Origin of the sequence: Alteromonas sp. K632G, from assembly GCF_017653625.1 — a bacterium.
Lineage (GTDB): Bacteria > Pseudomonadota > Gammaproteobacteria > Enterobacterales > Alteromonadaceae > Alteromonas > Alteromonas naphthalenivorans.
This window is the reverse complement of sequence record NZ_JAGGDM010000014.1, coordinates 41702-66500: the sequence shown is the minus strand read 5'-3', so window position 1 is coordinate 66500 and position 24799 is coordinate 41702. Positions and strand designations below refer to the sequence as shown.

General features: G+C 44.1%; 17 protein-coding genes. 8 read left to right on the top strand and 9 right to left on the bottom strand.

Annotated features, from left to right (window positions below):
* The first annotated feature begins 2 nt into the window (after window positions 1-2).
* Window positions 3-1298 (top strand): DUF445 family protein, encoded by a 1296-nt coding sequence (locus J5X92_RS14215; RefSeq protein ID WP_208805986.1) that lies wholly within the window; start codon window positions 3-5, stop codon window positions 1296-1298.
* Between the two features lie 82 nt (window positions 1299-1380).
* Here the strand turns inward: J5X92_RS14215 and tmpT are convergent, their stop codons facing one another.
* The 8 genes from tmpT to J5X92_RS14175 all read right to left on the bottom strand — a co-directional run bounded on the left by tmpT (window position 1381) and on the right by J5X92_RS14175 (window position 9885).
* Window positions 1381-2025: a thiopurine S-methyltransferase gene (tmpT, locus tag J5X92_RS14210; RefSeq protein WP_208805985.1), complete on the bottom strand. Its 645-nt coding sequence runs from the start codon at window positions 2023-2025 to the stop codon at window positions 1381-1383.
* Window positions 2026-2174: 149 nt separating this feature from the next.
* On the bottom strand, window positions 2175-2531 hold the full coding sequence (gene bamE / locus J5X92_RS14205) for an outer membrane protein assembly factor BamE (protein ID WP_208805984.1): 357 nt from the start codon (window positions 2529-2531) through the stop codon (window positions 2175-2177).
* A 119-nt stretch (window positions 2532-2650) separates the two neighbouring features.
* Window positions 2651-4336: a DNA repair protein RecN gene (gene recN / locus J5X92_RS14200; RefSeq protein WP_208805983.1), complete on the bottom strand. Its 1686-nt coding sequence runs from the start codon at window positions 4334-4336 to the stop codon at window positions 2651-2653.
* 96 nt (window positions 4337-4432) lie between these two features.
* Window positions 4433-5308 carry an NAD(+) kinase gene (nadK, locus tag J5X92_RS14195; protein WP_013784764.1) on the bottom strand — a complete coding sequence of 292 codons (876 nt, stop codon included), beginning with the start codon at window positions 5306-5308 and terminating at the stop codon, window positions 4433-4435.
* A gap of 79 nt (window positions 5309-5387) precedes the next feature.
* The gene (locus J5X92_RS14190; protein ID WP_013784763.1) at window positions 5388-6155 is read right to left on the bottom strand and encodes a 3-hydroxybutyrate dehydrogenase; all 768 of its coding nucleotides are present in this window, start codon (window positions 6153-6155) and stop codon (window positions 5388-5390) included.
* On the bottom strand, window positions 6148-7206 hold the full coding sequence (locus J5X92_RS14185; RefSeq protein WP_208805982.1) for a PHB depolymerase family esterase: 1059 nt from the start codon (window positions 7204-7206) through the stop codon (window positions 6148-6150). Before J5X92_RS14185 ends, J5X92_RS14190 begins: the two co-directional genes overlap by 8 nt.
* Window positions 7207-7278: 72 nt before the next feature.
* Entirely contained in the window at window positions 7279-8577 is a 1299-nt protein-coding gene (locus tag J5X92_RS14180) for a homoserine O-acetyltransferase (RefSeq protein WP_208805981.1), read from the bottom strand.
* 12 nt (window positions 8578-8589) lie between these two features.
* Window positions 8590-9885 (bottom strand): GntP family permease, encoded by a 1296-nt coding sequence (locus J5X92_RS14175; RefSeq protein WP_208806014.1) that lies wholly within the window; start codon window positions 9883-9885, stop codon window positions 8590-8592.
* 273 nt (window positions 9886-10158) lie between these two features.
* Between J5X92_RS14175 and J5X92_RS14170 the strand changes: the two genes are divergently transcribed.
* Both J5X92_RS14170 and J5X92_RS14165 read left to right on the top strand, forming a co-directional pair.
* Window positions 10159-12453: a TonB-dependent receptor gene (locus tag J5X92_RS14170; protein ID WP_208805980.1), complete on the top strand. Its 2295-nt coding sequence runs from the start codon at window positions 10159-10161 to the stop codon at window positions 12451-12453.
* A 223-nt stretch (window positions 12454-12676) separates the two neighbouring features.
* Window positions 12677-13321, top strand: coding sequence for a response regulator transcription factor (locus J5X92_RS14165; RefSeq protein WP_126873922.1), 645 nt, complete (start codon window positions 12677-12679; stop codon window positions 13319-13321).
* A 151-nt stretch (window positions 13322-13472) separates the two neighbouring features.
* Here J5X92_RS14165 and J5X92_RS14160 read toward each other — a convergent pair whose 3' ends face one another.
* Window positions 13473-16952 (bottom strand): PAS-domain containing protein, encoded by a 3480-nt coding sequence (locus J5X92_RS14160; protein WP_208805979.1) that lies wholly within the window; start codon window positions 16950-16952, stop codon window positions 13473-13475.
* Window positions 16953-17191: 239 nt separating this feature from the next.
* On the opposite strand from J5X92_RS14160, the gene grpE reads away from it, so the two are divergent.
* The 5 genes from grpE (at window position 17192) to J5X92_RS14135 (ending at window position 24716) form a co-directional block, all read left to right on the top strand.
* Window positions 17192-17812: a nucleotide exchange factor GrpE gene (gene grpE / locus J5X92_RS14155; protein WP_061997514.1), complete on the top strand. Its 621-nt coding sequence runs from the start codon at window positions 17192-17194 to the stop codon at window positions 17810-17812.
* 117 nt (window positions 17813-17929) lie between these two features.
* Complete coding sequence (gene dnaK / locus J5X92_RS14150) at window positions 17930-19864, top strand: molecular chaperone DnaK (protein WP_013784755.1); 1935 nt, start codon at window positions 17930-17932, stop codon at window positions 19862-19864.
* A gap of 177 nt (window positions 19865-20041) precedes the next feature.
* Window positions 20042-21178, top strand: a complete 1137-nt coding sequence (gene dnaJ / locus J5X92_RS14145; RefSeq protein ID WP_013784754.1) for a molecular chaperone DnaJ — start codon at window positions 20042-20044, stop codon at window positions 21176-21178.
* Between the two features lie 154 nt (window positions 21179-21332).
* Complete coding sequence (locus J5X92_RS14140; protein WP_208805978.1) at window positions 21333-21833, top strand: cytochrome c; 501 nt, start codon at window positions 21333-21335, stop codon at window positions 21831-21833.
* Window positions 21834-22145: 312 nt separating this feature from the next.
* Window positions 22146-24716 carry a GGDEF domain-containing phosphodiesterase gene (locus J5X92_RS14135; protein WP_208805977.1) on the top strand — a complete coding sequence of 857 codons (2571 nt, stop codon included), beginning with the start codon at window positions 22146-22148 and terminating at the stop codon, window positions 24714-24716.
* Window positions 24717-24799 lie beyond the last annotated feature (83 nt).

Below are 24799 nucleotides of genomic sequence, written 5' to 3'. Positions count from 1 at the left end.
TTATGCACGACAAACATTTGCAGTTAAAGCGAGCGAAGCAAAATGCATTAATTTGCTTGTTGATAGCCGCGGGTGTTTTCGTGAGTGCCATTGTCACGCAGGTGTATGTTCCGAGCTTGGCTAGTGCTAAATGGTTGGGGCTGATAAAAATGGCTAGTGAAGCTGCATTAGTCGGAGGCCTCGCCGACTGGTTTGCGGTAACAGCGCTATTCAAGCCCATACCTGCCCGGTATCCCATTCCTCATACCAATATTGTCGCGAGCAATAAAAAAGTGATAGCGCAAAATCTATCACTATTTGTTAAAGAGAAATTCTTTCATGCTAGTGCCATTGAAAATTTAATTGCGTCTAGTCAACCTGCAAAAGGGGCGGGGCGATGGTTGGAAGACCCTCAGCATGCGAAAAAATTAAGCCGATTTTTATGTGATGCACTCGCCGGTATTCTTCGCTTAGTGGATGACAAACCGGTTAAAGCCTTTATCGGCAAAACAGCTGAAAAAGGAATTAATCAACTCGACTTACAACAGCTGATAGCCACTGTGTTAAGCAGTATTACCCGAGAGCGTCATCATCAGCTTGTACTAGATAAGCTGCTAGGAAACGTTGCTAAATTAATGGGTGAGCCTGAGACGCAGGAATATATTGCCGCCACACTCATAGATTGGCTTAAAACAGAGCACAACCGTTTAGAAAAATTACTTCCCTCAACCTGGTTGAGTGAGCGGGGAGCACTTATTGCAGTAAAAGCGGTTTCTCGTGTACTTGATGACGTGTACGCCGATGATAATCACCCTTTAAGGCATGCATTTGACGAGCAGGTAAGTGACTTTCTACATGAAGTGCAAACCAGTGAATCAATGGCTCAACGTATCAACAATTATAAAGCGCAACTGGTTAATGATCCCGCCCTTAAAGCTTTTTTAAATAAAAGCTGGGTAGCGTTACATGGCCGAATGCTTGAATCGTTAACGGCTGAAAATGGTAAAGCAGAAACTAAAGTGATGCATTGGTTAAATGAACTAGGCCGTTCTTTAACAAGCGATGAGCGCTTATCGACCGCATTCGACCGGCATATTGGTGAAGCTGGAAAGTACATGGCCCCCGAGTTGGCAGACTTTTTAACCAAGCATATTGAAGACACTATCAATAGTTGGGATGAAAACGAGATGGCTGAGCAAATTGAGCTAAATATTGGGCGCGATCTTCAAAAGGTACGAATTAACGGCACCTTGGTAGGAGGCTTAATTGGCGCATTGTTATTTGGTCTAGAGCAAGTTATCGCACTTACGTCGCAATAGAGAATGTTGGGTTATGCGATGTTTTGGTAATAACTGAAGAGGGAGCACGTTCTAAAGCCTGTGCTACCGCGCTTTAAACTTACTATTTTGCTTCAGGCTTTAGATTGAAGACTAGTGAGTCTGCCGCTACTTTACCTTTAAGGCCGCCTTCCAGCGGTTCACGTTCAAGCAGAGTAACAGAATAACTAGTGTTGTATAGACGAGCTACTTCTGTTTCGTCAACGCAAAATGGAGGGCCAGGAATGACGCTTTGGTCATAATCGAAGCTTATTAAAAGGATGGGGGCGCATTCGGTGATATCACAAATATGCGCTGCATATTTCTCGCGAAGCTCGGTAGGCAACGCAACCAATGCAGCTCTATCGTAAATACCGGTTATGCCACCCAGTGTTTCGTTGGTTAGCTCAAAAATATCACCAACAAAAATACTTAATGGTCCATTTTTAAATAGTTTAAGACTACCTAGGGTCGTGATCTCTGGCTCAATGTCCAACTCGGCAAATAGCTGCGTGATCGCAATTTCACTTAATTCGGCACCCACTACTTCGCAGCCGTTAGCAAGCAACCAATGAATATCCTTAGTTTTACCGCACAAGGGTACGAATACTCGCGGCGAGGTAGTAGCTAACAAGGTATCAGCATACTTAACTAAAAGTACATTACCCTCAGGTTCATGAAAGCCAATTTCATTTTTATGCCACTTGCTGTGCCAAAAATCATGTTCCATCAATATATTCCTAAACGTGTGAGGGATACAGATAAATCGAGGGGATAAACTTGTCTAAAAACATGTGTAAGCCTCTAACAAACAAGGAGCAATCTGTTAATAAACAAACGCTCCATTGCTATGAATGTGTTAGCACTTACTATTGCTAATTAATTGTCTAGCGGCGTATTGAAATCTTCAGACAGCTCAAAGTCACCTTCTACTGACGTTACTTTGCCGTCTTCAAATGTGATAACCATTTGCTTTTGGAAATCTTCACCGCGTTTTTTCATACCGCGCTTCATATCGTAAACGTAGTACCAAGTATCATCATCGAAAGAATCTTGTACTACTGGGTTACCAAGTACGTAGATAACCTGTTCTTTAGTCATGCCGATGCGTAGTTTAGAAACGTCTCGTTGATCGAGAAAGTTACCTTGAGGCACATCAATACGATAAATCCAGTTAGAACAAGCGCTTGATGTAAGGGTTAAACCTAAAATTATTAATAAATGTTGCAACTTCATGCGTAAATCAGTCCAGTATTGCTTTTTCTTCGTTACCCAACAGCATAAAGGCGGGTGGGGTGCGTTAATGTAAGCACGAAGGCATGCTACATCGACATGTATGACCAATCAACTGCATTTTAGTTCGATTGCGCGCTTTTCAATAACTCTTTTGCGTTAGCAAGCGCCGACTTGGTTACTTTGTCGCCAGCTAACAAGCGCGCTAATTCGTCCACTCTATCTTGTTTCGTTAGTGCCAACATTTGTGTTTCAGTACTTTCACCATCGGTAAGCTTAGTAACAAAGAGTTGGTTATGCGCTTGCGCAGCCACCTGAGGTAAATGGGTAACGCACATGACTTGTACCTGTTTGCCTAAACGGCGAAGCAACCCACCCACAATCGACGCGGTAGGCCCGCTAATTCCCGTATCTACTTCATCAAAAATCATAGTAGGCGTCGCATGGTTATCGCTGGCAATAACTTGAATGGCTAAGCCAATTCTTGAAAGTTCACCACCAGATACGACTTTATCCAGTTTGTCAGCTGCTTGGCCGGGGTTAGTAGAAACTTTAATTTCTACCGAGTCTTGGCCTAAAGCTGATGGCTTTTTGAACTCATCGTAATTAACTTCAATGGCTACCTTAGCGTGAGGCATGTTCATTTGATGAATCTGTGTTTCAATTTCACTAGCCAAATAATTTGCCGCTTTTACCCTGTATTCAGATAACGCTTTCGTTTCCGTTAGATATTGCGCTTTAAGCACATCGACTTCATCTTCTAGTGTGGTTAACAAAGACTCTTGATCGCCTAGCGAAGCAAACTCAGTCGCTAGGGTTTGATGATGCGCAAATAATTCTTCGGGCATAACGCTGTGCTTGCGTGCTAATTCCATCGCTTTAGCGTACCGAGCTTCTACCTGCTGTAAACGAAGAGGGTCTATTTCTAGGTCATCGCAATAGTGGCGCAATTCCCCAGCCGCTTCTTCAACCTGAATGGCCGCTTCATTTAACAACACAAGAATAGGGCTTAAACTGGCATCGTGAGATTCTAGTTCGCCCAAACGGTCTATGCTATTTTGTAATATAGACAGTGCGTTGCCTTCGTCACTTTCGTACAAGTGATAAAAACTAGTTTGTGCTTGCTCTAGCAAACTTTGCCCATTGCTTAAACGCTTATGTTCAGTTTCGAGCTCTGAAAACTCACCGTCTTCTAAGGCAAATTCGTCTAGCTCTCTAACTTGATAAGTAAGCAATTGCAATCTGTCTTCACGCTGCTGAGCTTGTGCTTGTAGCTCGCTAAGCATTTTTTGCTTTTCACGCCATAAGGCAAAGTGTTGTTTTACATTTGAAAGGCTGTCTTTGTGGTTGCCCACAGTATCAACAAGCTGGCGTTGATAATCTTCTTTCAAAAGTTGAAGGTGAGTATTCTGACCATGTATAGCAAGCAAGTGTTGGCCTAAGCCTTTCAATTGCTGAAGTGAAGCGGGAATACCGTTAATAAAAGCTTTTGAGCGGCCTTCTTTCGATATAACTCTGCGGATAAAACAGCTGTTTTCATCCTCGTCTGAGGTGAGTTCATGCTCATCGAGATAACGCTTTGCATTCGCATTTGTGGCCAATGCAAAATGAGCAATAATTTCTGCTTTAGACGCGGTGCTTCTTACGGCGTTGGCATCAGCTCGCTCGCCTAAGCACAAGCTTAAAGCGTCAATGGCAATAGACTTACCGGCACCGGTTTCCCCAGTGATGGCAGTAAGCCCTTTTTCAAGATTAACTGACAGTTGCTTAACCACTGCAAAGTTACTAATAGAAAGATGCGCTAACATAACTATACTCGATGTTTATACAGTATGTGTAAATATATACAGTATTTTGCGCATGTAAAGAGGCGGGCTAAAATTAATTTATTTCTTCCGCTTTACTTAATAAAGCTTGCTACCCCAGCCTAACTTTTTACGAAGCACATTAAAGTAGCTGTAACCCTTTGGATGCACTAAATAAAGTTTATCTTCACTTTTGTTAATGCGTATTTCATCGCCTGGAAGTACAGGGAGTACAATGTGGCTGTCACAACTTATTTGCAGTGAGTCGCTGTTTACCTTCGATACTTTCATCGACACTTGGCTATCGGCGTCTACCACAATCGGTCTGCTGCTTAATGTATGCGGAAACATAGGCACTAAGGTTAACGCATCGAGCTTAGGCATGATGATAGGGCCACCTGCCGATAATGAGTAGGCGGTAGAACCGGTAGGCGTAGCAACAATTAGTCCATCGGAGCGTTGACTGAACACAAATTGGTCATCTATATAAATTTCAAATTCCATCATGTGCGCCACTTTTCCGTGGTGAAGCACCACTTCGTTCACTGCGGAATTGCTACTTTTTAGTTTCTCATGACGATACACACCCACATCTAATAAAAAGCGTTTTTCAACTACGCATTCACCTTCAAAAATAAGATCAAGTTGCTGAACAATTTCATCAGGGTGGATATCGGTTAAAAAACCCAAGTTGCCTCGGTTTACGCCTACTACATGGATATCAAAGCGTGCCAATACCCTTGCTGCACCTAGCATACTGCCATCACCGCCTACTACTACGGCAAGGTCGGCTTCTTTACCAATAGTCACTAAGTTGCATGCGCGATGGTTATCACTTTCTAATTCTTTTGAGATGCTCTCTTCAACCAATAATTCACAGCCTTTTGCGGTGAGGTATTGAGCCAATAGATTTAAGCTGTCGTGCGTAGCAGCGTGTTGAGGTTTGCCAATTAAAGCAACGGTTTGATAGGGCATGTGGTGCTAATGTGTTTTCCTTACTGATGTCGGGACATTAGCACAGATATTTTACGAATGGAAAGGCTTAGCGTAACGTTTATCGGGCTGTCCAGCCGCCATCCAGTATCATGGTTTGGCCGGTAATATTGCGTGCACTATCCGACATTAAAAATGCCGCTGTGTCAGACAACTCATCTAGGCTAATAAACTGCTTTTTAGGCATTGGCTCAAGCATTATTTTGTTGATCACTTCCTCTTCTGTAAGGTTATTTTCTTTAGCCTGAGAGGCAATCTGCTTTTCGACCAACGGTGTTTTTACATAGGCAGGGCATAGAGTGTTGATGGTGACATCACAGTCGCCGGTTTCAAGGGCGATAGTTTTAGCAAACCCCAGCAGGCCATGTTTCGCTGCCACATAAGCCGATTTATAAGGGGATGCCACCAGTGAGTGAATTGAACCGATGTTGATTATTCGCCCAAAGTTTTGCTCGCGCATGTTAGGTAAAAACGCTTGGGTTAAAAGCGCGGGGCCAACCAGCATAATATTAATCAGTTGCTGCCATTTTTCAGGCGGGAAGTTTTCAATGCGTGAGACATGCTGAATACCGGCATTGTTAATCAACACATTTACTTTTTGCTCTTTGAGCAAGTCGGGTAAAGCGGCTACTTGCTGTGCATTGCAAACATCAACTTCAATAGCGCTGGCACTGCCGTTTTCTCGTATAATATCGTTCGCAGCACGCTGTGCGGCTTGTTCGTTAATATCGGCAATGATGACATGATGTCCCGCTTTCGACATCGCTTGTGCTATACCAAAGCCAATACCGCTAGCGCCACCAGTTATAAATACGGTTCGCTTAGTCATTATTTGCAGTTCCTGTATTGGTCGTTTCTTTATTGATAGCGCCTGTGTTAATGCCTTTAATCATATTGGCCACAGCAGAAATTTGCGCGCCCTTTCGATTTGCATAATCATCTGAAGTGTATCCCCACCAATCCCAGCAACCTTGGGGGTTTAATGGCATAAATAACGATTTTTTAGTTTGCGGGTACAGCACAACGATATTGTTGTCATCGGCCCATCGGTTGATACCTGTTTTGGTTACATAGCTATTGCCAACTACTTCGGCATATTGATTGCAGCCATGAAAACTAATATGTAGCCTGCACGATTCACCTGATGCACAGTTTTCGGGTACAAAAACAAACCCTTTTTCCGCCAAGGTTTCGCCATCGCTGCCCGCAAGTTTTTGCTGAGAAATAGTGTAAACCTTGCCTGAAACCGAATCATCGGGTGCGGTTAAGTAGGGCAACAGGTGGTTCAACATATTACCCGCAGTGTCGTAATTACAGTTACCAATAAAAGGGCTTTCTGAAACGCTGCAATTACTGCCTTCATTCAAGGTAGGGAAGTGGTGTGCTGCGCTTTGGTCATTCACGTATACAATATTTTGAGTGTCTGTCCAACTTTGGTATTGGCGGTACAGTAAATCGCTGGCTTGCGCCGTTACACGCACGTCGTTTGTGCCGTGAAATAACCATACTTTGGCATCTTTAAGGCCCGCTAAAGGCGCAATACTGCCTTCGTTTGCATAGTCTATGGCAACGCTTGAAAGTGCATCTAGATTAATTGGTGCGTCTACCTTATTCACGCACTGGTTTAATGCAGTGGTGATATCATTTTGCGCACAATAATAAGGCCCTGCAGCAATGATGCCTGCGCCTTTTACCCAATCACTGTGTGCAATATGAAATTGCGTCGCCATATATCCGCCAGAAGAAAGGCCAGATACCGTAACTTGCTCTACATCAAGACTTAGCGGTGGTAGTACATTGTCTGAATTAGCAGCGTTAGATAACGCTACGCCACTGTATAACGCACAAAAGCTGGCCAATATTTTATAAGTTGTTTTCATATCAGGTTCCTACAGTTAAATGCTTAGTTTGCCGCTAAGCATTGCACTTATTTAAACGGTTCTTTTTAGTCTTTATAAAGCGCTGGAAAGAAACGCGGCAATCCGCTCGCCTTCGGCTTTTACATTCACTATGCCTTCAAGGTGTCCGAAGGGGCCATTTAGTGTTTCCAGTTCACTTTTTTTCCTCAACTGCTTGAGTTGATTGTGCGTTGATTCAGCTAAATAGGGCATAAGCAACAAATCGGTGGATGCCGGTAAGAACAAGGTTTTAGCTTGAATTTGCTTAAGTCCTTCTTCTAAGTTATTACCATGGCCTGCTACAAATAATTGGCAGGCGCGAACTAAATAAAGAAGATGATTAGCATCCATTTTTTCAGCGCGCTGACGAGCACGGCTTTCTAACCATTTCACAATAGAGTGCTGAGCATTAATGTTCTCTAATGGCGCTTGCTCTAAGGCTTGATAGCCTAGCGTTTTACCGTGCTGGTTAAAATAAGTGGGGTACAAGGCATCTTGGGTGATCATCATCAAAGAAGCCACTAACCCTTCTGTTGGTTGGTTATGTCGAGCGTAACTACCTTGTTTCCAGTTAGCATCTAATCGAATAGGCGTAGCCCAGTGCGAAAGGGCGGCTGTTGTCCACGCATCGCTTTCACCCGTACCAATAACCGAAATCATCCGTGGTACCCATTCGGGGTAGGCACTGGCCCAATCGATAGCCTGCATCGACCCCATAGAAGGGCCTACCACCGCATGCAGTTTCTGAATGCCTAAGCTTTCAAGTAATGCCTTTTGTACATTCACGAAGTCACGGATTGTCACCACGGGGAAATCTAGCCCCCAAGGCTCACCGGTTTCTGGGTTGATAGTCGCTGGGCCGGTAGTAATAACGTGCTCATCGTAGGCGTTTAAATTCACCAAACTGTCTACACTTATAACGTAATAGATATCGGTATCGATGGCTTTGCCAGAGCCAATTAACGCATCCCAATAGCCTCTATTAGGGTTTGCAATGCCCTGAGAGTCTTCATACATACCAGCGGCATGAGATGTGCCCGAAAAATGGTGGGTAACAAGAATAACGTTGCTTTTGTCCGCATTTAACTGTCCGTAGGCTTCCCAACCCACTTTCACGTTATGAATGGTTTTGCCACCAAATGTGGTGAAGCTTTCCATGGAGAACGTTTCTTTCTTCGTAAACAGCGTTGGCTTATTGCTTTCTGGAGCATCTGCATCAGCAGTATTGGCTGTGTTGACAGACTTCGCGGTGAAATTTGAAGCTGAATTAGCCACATTAGCACTGCACGCTGTTGTAGTAACTAATGAAAAAGCCAGCAAAGCACAATATAAAAAAGCTATTTTTAGTTTCATGGAAATCCTTGTCTAAAACACGCTGAATAGGCCAATGGCAAGGGCGAGCCCTATAACCGGTACGACAACCGTTAATGCTGCAACGGCACCATAGGCTGCCTTATGGGTTTCATGACATATGGCGCGAATTGTGGTGACAACATACCCGTTATGAGGCAGTGAATCTAGCGCACCTGAAGAGATAGAAACAATACGGTGTAATTGTTCTGGCTGCACGCCTTGGTCAAGATAATGCGGTGCAAGCAATGGCAGCGCGATAGCTTGGCCTCCTGAAGCCGAGCCGGTTAAGCCCGCTATTACACTTATCGCAATAGCTGCGCCAATTAACTCGTTACCAGGGATTTGCGTCATTAAAGCTACCGTTTGCTGAAATGCCTCGGTGTTTTTTGCTATAGCGCCAAACCCTACGACTGCCGCGGTATTGCCAATAGCGACCAGTGCCCCTGTGGTGCCGGTGTTTATCGCCGCTTGTAAATTGTGAAAGTGGGCGCGGTTTATAATAAGCAAAGTAAGTACGCCTCCCCCTAAGGCTACAATAAGCGCAAGTTGCGCTAGTGCTTCGTGTAAAAAGAAGGAAATACACAGCACTACTAGCAATGGAATAATACCTGTGAGCGGGTGGGGGTAATCTCGTTCGCGTATTTCAGGGTCGGTAATACGCGCTTCAAACTCCTCGCCATTAGCTATCGCTTTGCGGATCATTTTCGCTAGCCACCAGTAACCAAGCACTGCCATGAAAATAGCAACCACTAAGCTTACTTCCCATGCAGCAAAAGGTGAGGTGCCCAAATACTTAATAGGGATCCAGTTTTGGATTTCTGGTGAGCCGGCAGAGGTCATCGTAAAGGTGACCGAACCAAATGCCATGGCTGCGGGAATAAAACGACGAGGTAAGTTCGCATCTTTGAACAAACTTACTGCCATAGGGTAAACCGAGAAGGCGACAACAAAAACGCTCACGCCCCCGTAAGTTAAAATAGCGCAAGCAAGCACCACTGCTAACACGGCCTGTTTGTAACCAATACGTTGTATTATCCAACGAGAGACCGAATCGGCAGCGCCACTGTCTTCCATGAATTTGCCAAACAAAGCACCAAGCAAAAACATAAAAAACCATGCGGCAATAAAGCCTGAAAACCCACTCATGTAGGTTTCCACAAAGTTTATATCTCCAATAAAAACAGACATACCGTTGGTTAACGCCACCACCAGCGCACACAAGGGGGCTGCAATGAAAAGATTCATTCCCCGAATGGTGAACACAATTAATAACACTAGTCCGCCTACCAGACCCATCATACTTAACATCATTGTTTTTCCTTAAAAATCTGTGACCGCAGATTCTCCGAAACAGTTAAGTTTATGTTTATATTGCGTTTATATAGATTTAAGTCATGGCTTTTCACTTCAATAAACAATTGGTGAAGTCATGTCCTAGGGCTAAAGTGTGGCGGTAGTGGCGCTAAATTCCCATAGTACGATGGTACTACATACGACGAGGGTAAAATTACCTAGAGTAAAGTTCGACCGCAGGCATTACATCCGACAGTAACGATAATTTAGAACTAAAAAGGACACATTATGTCACTCACTACACACATGCAGCGTTACCCTCGCTCTATCTGTGCAGCTGCTGTTGCGAGCGCACTGTTAGTTTCACCCGTTACGTTTGCTCAAGACGCAGATGCTGACGATAAAGGCAAACTAGAACGTATTGAAGTTACCGCACGAAAAACCGTTGAATCATTGCAGGAAACCCCTGTGGCCATCACCTCAATTGGTGCGGTTGAATTAGCCGAAAAGGGCATTAGCGTACTTACTGAAGTACAGCAGTTTTCGCCGAACACTACATTGCAAACCAGCCGTGGCACTAACTCTACGTTAACCGCTTTTATTCGTGGTTTAGGTCAACAAGACCCGCTTTGGGGATACGAGCCTGGCGTAGGTATTTACGTTGATGATGTGTACATTGCTCGCCCACAAGGTGCGGTGCTCGATTTGTTAGATGTACAGCGCATTGAAGTACTACGTGGGCCGCAGGGTACGCTTTATGGTAAGAACACTATTGGTGGGGCTGTAAAATATGTCACCAAAGAAATGTCAGGGGAAACCCAATTAAACGTGCAAGCTACCCTTGGTAGTTATAGCCAGCGGGATCTCAAGGTCACAGGGCAAATCCCATTAATAGAAGATACGGTGTATTTGGGAGTAGGTTACGCTAATTTAAACCGCGACGGCTTTGGCGAATACTTAGTCAGCGCATTAGACGGCCAAGATAAAGAAAACTATAACAAAGATTTATGGGCTGCCCGTCTTACCTTAGAAGTACACGCTAGTGATGATTTGTTTTTCCGTTTCGGCTGGGATAAAACCGAAGATACCTCAAACGCAAAAGGTGGCTATCGTCTTATCCCCAGTATTCTAACCGACGCGCCCGTGCCTGATTCAAAGTTCGATTCGTACACCAGCCTACCTACTTGGAATAAAGTAGAACTTGAAGGGTATAACTGGCTAGCCCGATACAACGTAAGCGATAATTTAGAGCTTAAATACATAGGCTCTCATCGCGAGAGCTATTCGCCTACAAATATTGATTTTGATAATACGGCATTGCCAATTTTCGATGTGCCTGCCGAGTATGACGACAGCAATGACACCCATGAATTGCAGCTAAATTATACGGGAAATAGCTACTCGCTCGTATCTGGCTTATATCTTTATGATGGTGAGTCATGCGGAAACTTCGATGCAGTATTAGGTGTGTTAGGTGTGGCGCTAGGCGCACCGGGTTTAACACGTGAAGTGAGCGGCTGTAACAACTCGGAAAGCTGGGCTGCTTATGCGCAATTTAATTACGACATCAACGACAAACTTTCTCTCTCACTCGGAGCCCGCTTCACTGACGAAGAAAAATCGGCAACGGTAAATAACGGCTTAATCTTCGCCAATGTATACCCTTCTACCGATTGGATTGATGGCTATGTTCGCCCTGATGGTGACTTAGTGCCTCAAGTGCTTGGCACAGACAGCGACGGTGATGGTGTTTTTGAAGGACCTGCGGTAGAAAGCTGGTCACGCTTTACGCCACGAGTAGGTGTGGAATACCAAATGAGCCGAGATACCCTATTTTTTGCGAGTTATTCGCAAGGCTTTAAATCGGGCACCTTTAATCCACGCGCTACGGTAAACGAGCCAGGGGTTGAACCTGAAGTCGTTGATAGCTACGAAGTGGGCATGAAAAGTGACGTAAACGATGCATTGCGATTAAATGTAACCTTGTTTTCGTATGACCATTCAGACCGACAATACATAGGAATCGAAGGTGATTTAAGCGACCCAACTGCACTTGATCAAAGGTTACGCAACGCGGCAGAAACGGCTGCAAAAGGTGCAGAAGTAGAAATGACATGGGTAGCCTCTGATAACTTACAATTTGACGTGGCTTACGGGTATATCGACTTTGAAATTAAGAAAAACAATGCGATACCCCCTCTCATTGGTTTGGCTAGCACACCTGAAAATACACTGAATATTGGTGCAAATTATCTGCTAGAAACAGGTTTTGGTGATATTTCATTTAATGCTAACTATTACTATCGTGGTGATTATTTATTGTTTGAAACCAGCGATCTAATTGAACAAGATGCCTATGGTATGGTGAATTTAAGTGCGCGTTGGGAGAGTGTAGAAGGCGATTGGTATGCAGGCCTTCATGTGAAAAACCTAACCGACGAAGAATACTTGGTGGGTGGATATGACTTTGTTACTCGAGACGAAGACGGTAACTTTGGACCAGGCTTAGGCGGTGATACTACGTTAATTGGCTATTATGGTGACCCACGTACAGTTCACGTTACGCTAGGGTATCGTTTTTAGACACGGTGAGTCGCACAATTGTTAGTGCAATAGCTAAATGTACAAATAATATAAAATAGCGATACAAAGAAAGCCGGAATGTGAGTTCCGGCTTTCTTGTTTTTAACTTCTTCTTGCAACTGTATTTATACACATCAAAAGTGACTATTAATACTGGGCATTTGTAATTATCATGTTATTATTGTATTAACAATTTTGTTACAATATTGCGGCAGATAATAAGATGAAAATACGCGTACTTATTGCAGATGATCACCCCTTATTTCGAGCGGCAATGTGCCAAGCCCTTGGCGACATTGTAGGGCCTCATATACTGCAAGCATCTACGCTGGATGAAACCCTAAGTCAGCTTGAAGCAAACCCAGATATCGATTTGGTATTTTTGGATGTGAAAATGCCGGGTAACGAGGGTTTGATAGGGTTGTCTGAAGTGCGGGCACGATTTCCTGACGTATTGGTGGTCATGGTGACAGCCTTAGAAGAGGCTAACCTTATTCGCAAGGCGCTTGCTTTAGGTGCGTGCGGTTTTATTCCTAAATCGGCATCTATAGAGTGTATAGCCGAGGCGGTTGAACGTGTGTTAGATGGCGAGCAGTGGCTTCCTGAATCGGTAGCGAATCTTACTGATGAAGCGTCTGAGACCGAAACTGACGATTTTAGCGTTAAACTAGCCATGTTAACGCCTCACCAATTGAAAGTACTTCGGATGGTGGCAGACGGGCTGTTAAATAAGCAAATAGCTTACGAACTGGATATTTCCGAATCTACAGTAAAGCAGCACGTTTCAGCAGTATTGAGAAAGTTGAAGGTTATTAATCGCACGAAAGCAGGTATTGCGTTTAAACATGCTATGGCTGTGCATGAGTAGGTCTACGCTATTATCTAAACAAGCCGATTTTAACTAACGCATTAAACAAAATGACCAATCGAGCAAACTGACGCATTAATAATGCTAACCCTGTTAACGACATATAACCACTTATATTGTTCATCTGCCAACCACTAATTTGAACACTAAGCTAGTCAGCAAGTTTCAATTCATTTTTGAGCAAGCGCTTAAGGGCTAAAGGTTTAACAGGTTTGGGTAAGTAGTACAGCCCTAAGTCACTAGCAGCGTCCCTAATACCCTCACTTCTGTTTGCCGTAATTAGCACCCCGGGTACCTTGCGTCCCCACTTTTCCTGTAATTGAGAGGCCGCTTGCGTTCCTGTTTCACTGGCATCTAAATGATAGTCAACAAGAAGCAAATCTGGAGGGGTAGGGCACGCTTGCATCGATTCAGCAATATTTGTGGCAACTAGCACTACCGCGCCCCAATCTGAGAGCAATACTTCCATGGCTTGGGCTATTTGTGCATCATTTTCTATCAGTAGTATTCGTCTGCCAGATAAAAATGGCTTACTTGGCATTGCGCGTGGTGTCTGTGCACTAGGCGCTATTGCGCCATTGGTTGTTTTAGTTCTAGTTTCTGCCGTTTCTGTATGTGCAAGGTCGGCGCTTTTTATGTTTGAGTTGCTGTTGCTATAGGAAGTTTCAACGCAAGGCACAGACACACTAAACTTGCTGCCCTTGTTTACTGTGGATACCAGTGAAATAGGGTGGTGTAGCAACCGGCCCATACGCTCTACAATGGTTAACCCTAACCCCAAACCTTGAGCGTTTTGTGTTTCATCTAATTGGTGAAATTCGTTAAAGATTTCACTTTGCTGGTGGTTGGGAATACCAGCCCCTGTATCGTAGACACAAATATCAATTAGCGGTGTGGTTGATTTTAATGGGCGCTGGTGGCCTGATTTTGAGTACTTGCGCCTTATACCAACCAGTACCTTGCCTACTGTGGTATAGCGTATCGCATTCGATAATAAGTTTTGCACGATACGGCGTAACAAATTTTTATCGGAATGAATAACAAGTTGGGTGGGGACATAACGCAAGGTTAAGCCTTTAGATGCTGCAATTACACTGAACTCTTGAACGAGTGGCGCTAACATATCATCTAATGCAAAACTGCTTGTTTGAGGAGCCAACTTGCCCGACTCCAACTTGGTCATATCTAGTAGCATGGTTAGCAGGCTTTCTGCACTATTAAGTGAGCTAACCACCCCTTCTGAAAGCGTGGCCAGTTCACCGCCTTTGGTTTTTTGGGCCAGCATGGCGGCAAATAAGGTAGCGGCATTAAAGGGTTGCATGAGATCGTGTCCCGCTGCAGCTAAAAACTTCGTTTTACTTTCGTTTGCCTTGTCGGCTTCAAGTTTTGCATGCTGCAGCTCTTCAGTGCGAGCAACTACGCGGCCTTCTAATTCAGATTTGGCGCGCTCAAGGGCTTCTTGAATGGCAATGTATTCAGTTATGTCACTGTAGGTCGTTACATATCCACCCCCAGGTAATGGCGAGCCATTTAGCTCAATCACTTTTCCATCGGGCTGTTTTCGTACATATTTGTACCGGCTGCCTTCTTTCATATAAACAATACGTTTATTAATTTCATCGTTGGTTAGCGTGGCGTTGCCGAATAGCCCTCTTTTGGCGTTGTAAGCAAGAATACTTTCAATCGACATACCGGTTTTAAGGAATGACCGTGGGTAGTTAAACATTTCAATATAGCGCTCATTCCACGCTAATAACTGCAGCTTTTCATCTAATACGCTAATACCTTGCTCAATATTTTGTACCGAGGATTGCAGTACTTCATGATTAAACTGAAAAGATTGCGACGCTTCTTCTACCCAATCTACCAATTCAGGCAAGGTATCATTTTTAGTTTCAGTAATAGCGCCTAGCAAAATGCGCGCACTTGGGGTGCCTACTTGAGCGCTGAGCAATTTTTCTGTGCGCTGCAAAAGTGTGTGGTTTGCGTAACCCGAATTAGCATCGGAAATATTAACTGATAACTGATTTACTAGGGCTTCATGAACTGCTGGGTCGAGAACTCGCTGTGTTAGTGCAGTTAAATCTTTAATACGAATGGCAAAGGTTGGTGAAGCTAGCGTTTCGCTTTCAATGCCATGAAGCGGGCGCTTAAACGTAATATAAGAAACCACAATGAAGGTGACGCAGTTCGCAAACAATGAATAAGCGAACCCTATTCCTAGCTCGGCATCAGAAGGTGGGCTATTAAAGTAGTAGCTCGACATTATGCTGGGGTACAGCAAGTACACTACCCAAAAACTAAAGCCGGCGAACAGCGCACATACGGCAGCCGCTTTGGTACTTCGTTGCCAATAAATGCCGAACATAAGCACAGGAAAGCACTGGCCTAGTAAGGCAATGGCAATAATACCGCTTTTTACTAGGGGAGCCGATTGGCTAACATTTAAGTGATACCAAAGGGCTACCGACAACACTACTAATACGGTAAGGCGACGGATAGTCAAAATTTTACTGGGCTGCATAGTGTGATTAGGTTCAGCGCGCAAACGTAGTTTCAACCACAACGGAGTAACTAAGTTGTTGGCTATCATGATGCCAAGGGCAAGTGTTGCCACAATCACCATGCTGGTGGTAGCCGATAGGCCACCAACAAAAGCAACGATAGAAACAGACATATTTTCTGCGTACAGAGGAAGGGCTAAAACATACGCATCAGAATTGACGCTTTGCGGCAGCAACACTTTACCTGCCAATGCCAAGGGAATAAGAAACACCGTCATACCCAAAAGATAAAGAGGAAACAACCAGCGAGCGGTGCGCAGCTCACCTTCGCCGTTTAGCTCAACGAAGTTCATGTGAAATTGGCGCGGTAATACAAACATAGAGCACACACCTAAAAGCACGTGGGATAAATACACCCATGGTGCCCTATCGGCATAAATGACACTGCGCGCAGCGTCGCTACTGGCGGCTTGCGTAACTAAATCAAGCACGCCATCAAACAAGTAAAAACAAACAAATATGCCCACCACCCAAAGTGCAACAAGCTTCACCACGGACTCAAAGGCAATACTAAGCAATAAACCTGGATGCTTGTCAGTAAGGTTGAGCGTACGTGTACCAAATACAATGGCAAAAATAGCCATTAGCCCCGCTACATATAAACTTACGTTTTGGGTTGAATGCTGGGTATCGGGCGTAATGAGATTAATGCTTTTTGTGATGGCATCAAGCTGCAAGGCAATGTAAGGAATTACACCAATAAAGCACAATATAGTGATTAATGCGGCGATAAGGTGAGAGTGCTGATATTTTAGGCCAATTAAATCAGCTAGTGAGCTGATATTGTGCTGCTGACACAATCGGCTTATGTGTAATACCACAGGAAAGGCGAGTGCCATGGTAAGAATAATACCCATATAGGTAGGTATCACCGCCCAGCCATATTCAGCGGCTTGCGATGTCGTGCCAAAGAACGCCCAGGAGGTGCAGTGAACCCCTAACCCCAAGCTATATAAAATTGGGTGTTGTTGATTATCACGTAGCCGTTTATCGCCCCAGAAGGCAATGGCAAATAATGCGAGCAAATAAAGGGCTACTACCGTTCCTACGGTCCAAATACTGAGCATCAAGATTCCCTTATACAATACCTGTCAAAGTTAACATGTTTTTTACAATGAGTGGGTGTGTAGCTCGCATTTATTGATCTATTAAAAAAAACTTAAAAACAAACCATAAAAATAGTGTGGTTACCCTTGAAGGCGGTTAAAGCAGCCCCATAATTAATTCCAACACAGACATTGCCCATGATTGAGTACGAGTCATTCATGGGTTTATGCAGTATAGACATTAACGTTTGGAGGAAAGCATGAGCGATAACCGCGACGTGCAGGCAGAGCAAGAAGTTTCTGGCGTAGACGAAACCGTACAAGATGCTGAAGTGATTCAAGAAGAGCAATCTTCACCAGAAGCTGAATCAGATGCGACACAGCGCATCTATGAGCTAGAGACCGCACTTTCAGAAGCACAGGCAACCATTAAAGAACAGCAAGATAGCGTATTACGTGCCCGTGCTGATGTGGAAAACGCCCGTCGCCGCGCTGAAATGGAAGTAGAAAAAGCACGTAAGTTCGCATTAGAGCGTTTTGCGGGTGAGCTTCTTCCTGTTGTTGACAACCTTGAGCGCGCTATCGAATTAACCGATGGCGAAAACGAAGCGGTTAAGCCGTTGCTTGAAGGTGTGGAAATGACGCATAAAAGTTTCTTAAGCACCATTGAGAAATTTGGATTAAGCCTTATTGATCCGCAGGGTGAAACCTTTAACCCTGACTTGCACCAAGCTATGTCTATGCAAGAAAGTGCAGACCACGCACCGAATACGGTAATGGCGGTTATGCAAAAAGGGTATCAAATTAACGGCCGTTTGTTGCGCCCAGCCATGGTTATGGTTTCGAGAGCGCCTAGCGGTGGTGTAGATACGCAAGCGTAAATACGCATTGCGGCTTAAATTACACAAAAATGTCAGTTTTTTTACTGACAACTATTGAAAATAGTGCGGAATAACCCCACTAAAACTGTAGATTAAATAAATTTTTGGAGACACGTAATGGGTAGAATCATTGGTATCGATTTAGGTACAACGAATTCATGTGTCGCAGTGCTAGACGGCGACAAACCTCGCGTACTTGAAAACGCGGAAGGCGATCGTACAACGCCATCAATCATTGCTTACACAAACGACGGCGAAACTTTAGTAGGTCAATCTGCTAAGCGCCAAGCGGTAACAAATCCTGAAAACACGCTTTTCGCGATTAAACGCTTAATTGGTCGTCGTTTTCAAGATAAAGAAGTACAACGCGACATCGACATTATGCCTTACAAAATTGTAGGTGCAGACAACGGTGATGCATGGGTAGAAGCGAAAGGCGAAAAAATGGCGCCTCCTCAAGTTTCTGCTGAAGTACTTAAGAAAATGAAGAAAACCGCTGAAGATTATCTTGGCGAAGAAGTAACGGGCGCGGTAATTACTGTTCCTGCTTACTTTAACGATTCACAGCGTCAAGCAACGAAAGATGCGGGTCGTATTGCTGGTCTAGAAGTTAAACGTATTATCAACGAGCCAACTGCGGCTGCGTTAGCGTACGGTATGGACAAAAAGCAAGGCGATAACGTTGTTGCGGTATACGACCTTGGTGGTGGTACGTTCGATATCTCTATCATCGAAATTGATGAAGTAGATGGCGAGCACACGTTTGAAGTACTAGCAACTAATGGTGATACTCACCTTGGTGGTGAAGATTTCGATAACCGTGTAATTAACTACCTTGTTGACGAATTTAAGAAAGATCAAGGCATCGACTTACGTAAAGATCCGCTTGCTATGCAGCGTCTTAAAGAAGCCGGTGAGAAAGCCAAAATTGAGCTTTCTTCTTCACAGCAAACTGAAGTTAACTTGCCGTACATCACAGCAGACGGTTCAGGTCCTAAGCACTTAGCGATTAAACTAACGCGTGCAAAACTTGAGTCATTGGTTGAAGAGCTTGTTAAAAACACGCTTAACCCGCTTAAGCAAGCATTGGCAGACTCTGACCTATCAGTAGGTGATATCCAAGATATTATCTTAGTAGGTGGTCAAACACGTATGCCATTGGTACAGAAGCTAGTGACTGAATTCTTCGGTAAAGAGCCACGTAAAGACGTTAACCCTGATGAAGCCGTAGCAGTAGGTGCAGCAATTCAAGGTGGTGTACTTTCTGGTGACGTTAAAGACGTACTACTTCTTGACGTAACGCCTTTGTCGCTTGGTATTGAAACCATGGGCGGCGTGATGACAGCACTTATCGAGAAGAACACGACTATTCCAACGAAGAAGTCGCAAACTTTCTCTACTGCTGAAGACAACCAGTCTGCGGTAACTGTACACGTACTACAGGGTGAGCGTAAGCAATCTAGTGGTAACAAATCACTAGGTCAGTTCAACCTTGAAGGTATTCGTCCAGCTTCTCGTGGTACCCCTCAAATCGAAGTAACTTTCGATTTGGATGCGGATGGTATTTTACATGTGTCTGCGAAAGATAAAGACACAGGTAAAGAGCAGAAGATCACAATCAAAGCATCTTCAGGCTTGAGCGATGAAGAAGTCGAGAAAATGGTTGCTGATGCAGAAGCGAATAAAGAATCTGATGCGAAGTTTGAAGAACTCATTCAAGCACGTAACCAAGCTGATGGTATGATTCACGCTACTCGCAAGCAACTTGAAGAAGTTGGTGATGCACTAAGTGCAGAAGATAAAGCACCAATCGAAGAAGCTGTTAGCGCGCTAGAAACAGCGGTTAAAGGCGAAGACAAAGCAGACATCGAAGCGAAAACGCAAGAACTTATTCAAGCGTCTAGCAAGTTGATGGAAGCGGCTCAAGCACAGCAAGCAGGCGCAGCCGGTGAAGCGGGTGCTGAAGGCGCTGAGCAACAAGCATCTGGCCAAGCCGATGAAGACGTTGTTGACGCTGAGTTTGAAGAAGTCAAAGACGAAGACAAAAAGTAAGCAAACTGTTGCGATATGCCCGGTAAGCCGGGCAAACTTTAGCAGTTAAGGCGCATCAGGTTCACTTGTTGCGCCTTTGTCGTGTAATAAAACACGATAATAAATGTAGTTTCACAAGGGCGATAATGTGCTCGAACAACGTGCTTGTGATAATAATAGGTAGGATAAGTAAACACTATGTCGAAACGTGACTACTACGAAGTGCTTGGGGTAGATAAAGGCGCTGGCGAACGCGAAATTAAAAAGGCGTATAAAAAGCTAGCGATGAAATATCACCCAGACCGCACGCAGGGCGACAAAGCCCTTGAAGTTAAATTCAAGGAAATCCAGGAAGCCTACGAAGTATTAAACGACGCGCAAAAGCGTGCCGCTTACGATCAATATGGCCACGCTGGTGTAGATCCTAATCGCGGTGGCGCTGGCTTTGGTGGTGGTGGCGACTTCGGTGATATCTTTGGCGATGTATTCGGTGATATTTTTGGTGGCGGCGGTGCTCGCGGCGGTCGTCAATCTCGAGCCCGTCAAGGCTCTGACCTTCGCTACAACCTAGAGCTATCGCTTGAAGAAGCGGTACGTGGCAAAAGCGTTGATATTCGCGTGCCTACATTGGTGGAATGTGAAGTGTGTGACGGTTCTGGTGCGAAGAAAGGCTCTACGCCTAAAACGTGTCCAACCTGTCATGGAAACGGTCAGGTGCAAATGCGCCAAGGCTTCTTTGCGGTTCAACAAACTTGCCCAACCTGCTCGGGTAAAGGCAAGATTATTGAAGATCCATGTAACAGCTGTCATGGCCATGGTCGTAAAGAAAAAACCAAAACCCTTAATGTCAAGATTCCATCTGGTGTCGACACTGGCGATCGTATTCGTTTATCTGGCGAAGGCGAAGCAGGAGAGAACGGCGCACCGGCAGGTGACTTGTATGTTCAAGTACATGTTCGTGACCATAAAATCTTCCAGCGTGACGGTAACAACTTGTACTGTGAAGTACCATTAAGTTTTACTACAGCAGCCCTAGGTGGCGAGCTAGAAGTACCTACGCTCGACGGTAAAGTGAAACTTAAGATTAGCCCTGAAACCCAAACAGGACGCATGTTCCGTTTACGTGGTAAAGGCGTTAAGTCGGTTCGAAGCGGCGCGGTGGGTGATTTGATGTGTAAAGTTGTGGTGGAAACGCCCGTTAGCTTGTCATCACGTCAAAAAGAACTGCTGCAAGAGTTAGAAGAGTCGATGGGTAAAGCATCAAGTAAACACAGTCCAAAAGCACAAGGCTTCTTTGACGGTGTGAAAAAGTTTTTCGATGATTTAACTAACTAAATTATATCAAGTTAATAAAGCCCTCACATGAGGGCTTTTTTTTGCCTAAATATTGGAAAAATACAAAATTTACGTGCTAAAAACTTGCGCAAAAGCTGGGTATTCGTCAGGATAGAAAACAGACCAACACAAACGAACAGGCATGGCGATAACTATGAGCAAGAATCTAGGAAAGATAATCAAAACCACATTAGCTACCGCAGCTTTAGCAACGTGTTTAGCGGGTGGCGCATTTGCGGCGACCGAAACGTCAGAAGCTTCGTCAGAGAAGCATGCAAAAGCGGCTACCCAATACCGTCAAGCGATATTCCAATTGGTACGCAGCAATATGGGACCATTGGGCGGCATGGCGAAAGGAGCGCTACCTTTTGATGAGTCTGTGATGATGACCAATGGTGTACGATTAGAGCAACTTGCAGATATGATGAGTGATTACTTATCTGTTGATACCCGTAAGTTTGATGTAGACACAGGCGCGAAAGACGCAATGTGGGAAAACTTCTCAGATGTAGAATCTAAAATTGCTGCTTTGAAAGAAGCGTCAATGGGTTTACAAGCTGCGGTTAAAGCCGGTGATGAAAGTGCTTATCGCAACGCGATTGGCAAAGTGGGAGCAAGCTGTAAATCTTGCCACGACGACTACAAAAAAGACTAACCATTTTAATCATTCGCAGCGCATGTAGTTCGTGCGCTGTTATTTCCTTACCTCCTTACCTCCTTACCTCCTTACCTCCATGCCTCTAGCTGCATACATACATATCATTCATGCTCGCTCATAAATCCTCTTTATATACTAAACGATTGCTCACTTCTTAGTGCAAATGTGCTGGAAAAAAGAGTAAAAATTCTCTATTGTTGACTAAATAATGATCATGATTTTTGCTTGAGCAGTGAAGTTGATAAGCAAATAATTAACGACAAATGATCGCACTATAACCATCTTAAGATGGATTGGAGTTCACCTAAAATGCAGCTTCACGACGGATTGTTGGGCTCTTTACAAGATAGTAGTTTGCCAGAGGTTACCTCGCGGTTGAGTGAAGCCAGGGTAAATACAGAAGCTACCGCTGTCTTGCTTGTTTCGTTATCTCCTACTGCCACTTACGTGGATATACTGTGCTGCGATGACAATAATTCCGATTCTGAGAAACAGTCACTGGTCATGCCCAAACATGCTCAGCTTCTGTTATCGATGACAGAAATGAGTGCCACATTACCAGGCTGTGATTTTGAATGGCCAGAGGCGCTAACCATTTGTAGCAGCCAAAACGTGATTGTAGGTGGAATAAAAGATTTTCAAGGTAATATTATCGGGGCCGTTCTGATTGTGTTGCGTTGTCATCAATTAACGAGTCATCAAAAGCACTACGCTAGTATAGCCCGTCAGCAAATAGAACTCAGTCTTCAATATAAACTTATTCAACATCCTTTTACCGACAAACTCGCCGAAAAAATTCAGTTGCTTAATGAAATTGGGCGCATCTCTCATGTTGGTGGCTGGGAATTAGATATACATGCAGGCCTTGTCTCGTGGACACGAGAAACCTACTTATTGTTTGGTGTTACGCCGGGAAGAGATATCACGGTAGAGCGAGCTTTAGCCAACTTCCCACAAGTGAGCCGCGAAAAAATTACCAAAGCAATGAAAGCAGCAATAAAGTCACTGTCCACGTTTGCATTAGAAGTAGAATACATTAATGCAGAAGGTTATCGGCGCTGGCTGAAAATGACAGGTACGCCACAAACAGACACTACACATTCGCATCAAGAAAAAGTGTATAGGATTTATGGTTCTGTACAGGACATCACCGAACATAAACGTTTGTCAGATACACAACACAACTACACGGAGTACCTTTCTACTATTTTGGATAGTATGGCTGATGCTTTAGTGACCATTGATGTCGATGGCACTGTGATCACAGCCAACAATACGGTAGAGCACGTGCTGGGTTACGACGCTGATGAACTAATAGGGCAAGATATCGGTATTTTGGTCCCTAAAGTTGAATCACAAAATACCAAAGAACATTTGGAAACGTTCATGAAAGGGGACAGGAAAACCACTAAAGCATCCTTAGAGCATCATTTTGTTAGCCACAAGAATGGTGGCCTTATACCTGTTGATATTTCACTATCATCATTTTATTTCGATATGCAAAAACGGATAGTGGTGGTATTTCGTGACATGAGTGTTCGAAAACAATTGGCAGACCAAGTTTATCAAGCCGCTTATTATGACTCCATTACCCAATTACCAAACACTAAGTTGTTCGATAAGGCGTTGAAGGGAGTTATTCGAAAAGCGGGGGTGACGTATGCTGATATTTATTGCGCGCAAATTGCTATCGATAATATCAGTCAGTACAAGCAGGCGTTTGGCCAGCCTACCGCCGACTATGTTATGCGTATTCTTGCCTCTAGGCTCACTCGAACATTTTCTAAGCCATTCGCTATTTTCAGAGGTGCAGAAGACAACTTCTATTTATTATACGAAGACATCATCACTGAAGAAGATAAAGATGCGCAAAAGACTATAGATGCAGTTCGCCGACAATTTACCGATGAAGTGTGTAGCGACATTACCTTGCACAACAGCCCCCATAAGATTTATGCCGTGGTAACCATTTGCCAGCTAAAAGGTATGAAGGCAAATGTGTCGAAAGTAAGGCATATGCTTGAGGAAGGGTATAAACAACTCAGTAGAGATAATGTGAATACACCAGTGGTTTTTCATAGTGCTTCTAGTGTGGGTTATGATAGGTACAATTTCATTCGACAATCCCTTGGTGCTGCGGTCAGTAATCATGAACTATTCATACAGTTACAACCCCAATATGAAAGTGATGGCAGTATGGTGTGTGCCGAGGCATTAGTTCGTTGGCAGCACCCCCAATTAGGCTTAATTACCCCCGCTGAGTTTATTCCCATTGCCGAAGAGAGTGATGCAATAGTAGAAATTGGCCAATGGGTGATGAATGAATGTGGAAAGCTATTATACGATTGTAACAAAAGTGGTTTGAGAACACGGCTTTCAATTAATATTAGTGCCAAACATATGGCTAGAGCCGACTTTACCGAGAAAATGCTAGCTGTGATTGCTCATTGGAATGTTCCTAAAGGGAGCCTTACCATTGAACTTAGAGAAGCCGTACTCATTGGAAGTTTTGCCTTGGTGCGTAATTCAATGAAAGAGCTAGCAGATAAAGGGATATCATTCTCTATAGACCATTTTGGCAGTGGTAATTTGAATTTAAGTTACCTTCGCGATCTGTGTATAAAAGAAGTGAAACTTGATAGGCACTTTATCGATGAAGAAGATAAAATTGGGGCCCAGAGCCCACTGCTGAATAGTATTTTCGATATCGCAAAAATCTTTGAATTAAGAACAGTAGCGGAAGGAATAGAAAATACTACGCAATTTAACGACGCTATAAAGCGTGGTTGCCATGTGTTTCAAGGGTACTTTTTAGACAAGCCCCTGAATGTCACAGATTGGCGCGCAAAATTACCCGTAAAACAGCATGCTGGTGGTTAAAGTGAAGCAGATTAAGTCTCACGTTTTTAGTGACGAAGCCCCAATTTTTGATGCGGGTAGTGCTAACGATAAAGAAATAATCT